Source organism: Pararobbsia alpina, assembly GCF_902859895.1.
In the GTDB taxonomy this organism is placed as follows: domain Bacteria; phylum Pseudomonadota; class Gammaproteobacteria; order Burkholderiales; family Burkholderiaceae; genus Pararobbsia; species Pararobbsia alpina.
The window spans coordinates 1-994 of sequence record NZ_CADIKM010000174.1 but is presented as its reverse complement, the minus strand read 5'-3'; the positions used below and the strand labels follow the sequence as shown (position 1 = coordinate 994).

Genomic DNA, 994 nt, shown 5'->3' with positions numbered 1-994 from the left:
GAGCCGCTTGGCACGGGGACTCAGGCGCTGGTCAGCATCGACGGGCACATCGATATGGACCTCGGGACGCAAATACCAGCTTCGGCTGTAACCGATCACGACCATGGGGCGCGGCTCGTCTGTCGTGTTCGGGGTGCCTCGGTGCAATGCGCGGACGTCGCGAATCATTACGTCGCCGAGTTCCATCGGGACGACATGCAGAATGGCGCGGTTCTCGCTCCACGCTTTCATGGCCTCTTCGGGCCGGAGGCGATGCGTGCCTAGAGTGGTCTCAAAGGGACCGTTCTCGAGCGTGACGTCGCAGAGAGGGAAATTGACCGCCAGTTGGAAAGAGGGTGTTTCCGGAAGGTCATCGAATAGCGGCGGAGTATCCCGGTGAACATCCTGATACGTCGAGCCGTTCAGCGGCGTGTCAGTCGCAAGTTGGCACATGACCGGGTCGTCACCGGCGACACGTTCGACGATGCCCAGGATGGCGGGGTCGCAAAAGATATTCTCGTCGGCAAACACGCCGGTGAACGGGAGGGTAATGTAGTGCCGGTTAGTGCCTCGCACTGCTGTTGCTCCCGAAGCGACCCGCTCGCGCAGCAGCGGCTCGAATGCCTGGCGCCAGGCGGCCAAGGTTTCCTTCGGGAAATGGTGCTTGAGGATAACCATTCCGTCGCGTTCGAATGCCGCGGCATATCGGTCCAGCTGCTCGGAAGAGACGTCGGCCAAAGTTGTCTCCAAGATTCTCACACGCTCGAACTGCAGCGTACCACGCGGCGGGGTGTCGAGCGACTCATCGATCCGGCAGGAGAAAAAGCGGATGCTAATCGGTTCGATCGGACGCGGCACGCGATTTGCTCAACGGGCTGGAACGGCGCCTTTGAGGCGCATCAAAAACGCGCCCCGGAGAAAAAATGCGGAATCTGTTCCGGCTCGATGAATACTTTGCGCGATCGATGTGCCATCGCGGCGGCGGGCCGACGAACGCGTCGCCAGTGTCGCGGAG

At 61.3% G+C, this 994-nt stretch carries 1 protein-coding gene; it reads right to left on the bottom strand.

The window, feature by feature from the left end; translation table 11 throughout:
* On the bottom strand, window positions 1–837 hold an 837-nt coding region (locus tag HV670_RS30125), incomplete at its 3' end, for a phytanoyl-CoA dioxygenase family protein (RefSeq protein WP_246258142.1).
* Between the last annotated feature and the right edge of the window lie 157 nt (window positions 838–994).